The organism is Streptomyces sp. NPDC059534 (genome assembly GCF_042743475.1).
GTDB lineage: Bacteria > Actinomycetota > Actinomycetes > Streptomycetales > Streptomycetaceae > Streptomyces.
The window spans coordinates 1-2,784 of record NZ_JBHWAQ010000116.1; the positions used below are offsets into that span (position 1 = coordinate 1).

The following is a 2,784-nucleotide window of genomic DNA, read 5'->3' on the forward strand; positions in this document are numbered from 1 at the left end:
CTGAGGTTGACCGGCTTCCGACCTGCGGCTGGGATTCCCTCCTGCGGACGTAGCCGTCACCCGATCGGTGGCCACTCTGAAAGAGCTCAGTGACTGGGACCTGATCGCGAACAAGTCCGGCCCGACCCGGCTCGGCTTCGTTATCTGGAGTCTGTGAGGCTGTGTCCATCACGTCCAGCACGTACGAGTGAAGCCCCCTCGGCCCGGTCCTGGATGGGATTACCTTCCGTCATCCACCACGGATGAGCGGGAGGTTCCATGCGGGTGCAGCGCGTGCTGATGCCGGACTCGGAGGCCGAGTCGTGGACCGTGCTCGGGGACGACCACGTGCCGGTTGCGCCGATCGAGCGCTACCTGGCCTACCTGGCCTGGGGCGAGAAGTCACCGAACACGGTCAAGGCGTACGCACACGATCTGAAGGACTGGTTCGTCTATCTCACCGGCCGCGGGCTGGACTGGCAGTCGGTGACGCTGGAGGACGTCGCCGGGTTCGTGGGCTGGCTACGGCTTCCGCTGCAGGCCCGGGACGGAAAGGTCGCGGTGCTGCCCACGGCGGACCACCACTGCGCGGAGTCCAGCGTGAACCGCAAGCTCGCCGCCCTGTCGTCGTTCTGCGAGTTCCACGCCCGCCACGGGGTACCGCTCGGCGACCTGATGGTGACGATGCGGCCCGCCGGCCGCCGGGGCCGCGGCAGCTCCTACAAGCCGTTCCTGGAGCACATCGCCAAGAGCCGTCCGCAGAAGGCGCGCACGATTCGGCTGCGGCAACCGCGGCGCCGGCCGGTCGTGCTGTCCGCCGGGGAGGCCCAGGCGGTGCTGGACGGGTGCGATCATCTGCGGGACCGGCTGCTGTTCGCGCTGCTTCTGGACACCGGGCTGCGGATCGGCGAGGCATTGGGCCTGCGGCACGAGGACATCGCGCTGGCCGAGCGGCAGGTGAGCGTCATCCCACGGCTGAACGCGAATCGGGTGCGGGCGAAGGCGGGCCGCTCACGGGAGGTCCCGGCCAGCGTGGAGCTGATGCGGCTGTATGCCGACTACCTCAACCGTGAGTACGGCGCCCTCGACTCGGACTACGTGTTCGTCAACCTCTGGGGCCGCCCGCACGGCCGCCCGCTCACCTACTCCGCCGTCTATGACCTGGTGGAACGGTTGCGCCGCCATACCGGCATCGACTTCGAGCCGCACCAGTTCCGGCACACCTACGCCACCTGGCTGCTGCGCAAGGGCGCCGGCATGGAGAGCGTGAAGGAACTCCTCGGACACGCCTCGATCACCACCACGATGGATACGTACGGGCACCTCACCGTCGAAGACGCCCGCCGGACGCTGGAAGCGGCAGGCTGGTTCACCGGCCGGGAGGTGCGGCTGTGACCGTCACACCCCTGTCCACGGGCCCGCTCGGCCGCTCCGGGCTGCTGGAGAAACTGCTGGCCTCCGTCCGCTCGGAGTTCCGCGTCGACGTCCTGGTCCCCGACGTCGACGACCCGGTGCTGGGCTGGAAGCGCTGCCCAGTTGTTCCTCGCCGACCCCGGCCCTCCGCTCCGGGGAGTGGGCGAGCTTACGCACTGCACCGTTCCGGGCTGCCGCTTCGGCGCCGCTGGCAAGGGACTGTGCTCGCGGCACCGCGACAAGTGGTCCCGCTCCGGCAGCCTTGATCCCGCCGTCTGGGCGGCCTCCGCGGCGCCGCTGCCGGGCACCGACCACACCGAGTGCGCCCTGCCCAACTGCACCTTGTGGGTTGAGAACGCGTCGAACGCGTTCTGTAAGAGCCATCACGTCCGGTAGCGTCAGGACGGCGCCCCGCCGGTCGCGGACTTCATCATCGAGTGCCAGTCCTTCGGCCTGCCGCGAGTGGACTTCCGTGGACTGGGGCCGCAGCTCAGGCTGGAGTTCCAGTACGCCGTCCAGGCCCGCCGCGACGAGCAGACCGTCACCGCACCGGCCCGCATGATCGCGGCCGCTATCCGCTGGGCCCGCGAAGAGCACGTGGGCTCCCTGCTGGACTATTCCGCGGAACGGTGGCAGCGGGTCGCCGACCCCTACCAACGCCGCGGATCCGGCGGCTACGACAAGCGCGTCGCAGTGTTCCTCCTCTACGCCCGGGACGCGGTCGAGACCCTGCGCGACGGCACCGGCTGGGAGGTCGAGTACGCCCGGGACGTGTGGCGGCTGGGCAAGCTGACCGGGCTCAACCGCAGCGTCAGTCGGCCCCGTCCCCGCAGCGAGCTGTGGTTCGACCGCATCACCCAGCCCTGGATGCGGGTGCTGGCGAAGCGGTGGATCAGGCTCCGGCTGTCGTCCGGTCTGAACGTCAGCACAGTTGTCAGCGACATGCAGGCCCTGACCCGGTTCAGCGAGTTCCTCGACGCCGTCGGCCCCACCGTTGTCCGCGGCCTGGGCGACGTCGACAGGGCCCTGCTGGAGCGCTACCTGGCCTGGCTGACCGACCTCCCCGGCGGGCTCAGCTCGAACGAGAGCCGCGTCAACGGCCTGCACCTGTTCTTCCAGGCCATCCGCCAGCACGGCTGGGACGACTCCCTGCCGACCAGTGCCGCGTTCTTCACGGGCGACTGCCCGCGGCGCCGCACACGGCTCGCCCGCCACCTGGCCGAGCACATCATGACCCAGGTCGAACAGCCGGCGAACCTCGACCGGTGGACCGATCCCGCCGCCCGGCTGATCACTCTTACGAGCTGGTGCGTGATTGCGTTGGAGACGTGGGGGTCTGAGCTGGGGGTTTGTGTCAGCCGGTGGTGTTGCGGTCGGAAACGAGGCTGGCGA

The 2,784-nt window shown here is 69.6% G+C and carries 2 protein-coding genes and 1 pseudogene; all 3 read left to right on the plus strand.

Annotated features, from left to right (window positions below):
- Positions 1-258 precede the first annotated feature (258 nt).
- The gene (locus ACFVZH_RS40130) at positions 259-1,374 is read left to right on the plus strand and encodes a tyrosine-type recombinase/integrase (protein WP_384905565.1); all 1,116 of its coding nucleotides are present in this window, start codon (positions 259-261) and stop codon (positions 1,372-1,374) included.
- A 177-nt stretch (positions 1,375-1,551) separates the two neighbouring features.
- Positions 1,552-1,788: a hypothetical protein gene (locus tag ACFVZH_RS40135; RefSeq protein ID WP_384905567.1), complete on the plus strand. Its 237-nt coding sequence runs from the start codon at positions 1,552-1,554 to the stop codon at positions 1,786-1,788.
- 66 nt (positions 1,789-1,854) lie between these two features.
- A pseudogene (locus ACFVZH_RS40140) lies at positions 1,855-2,784 on the plus strand (hypothetical protein); the annotation flags it as partial.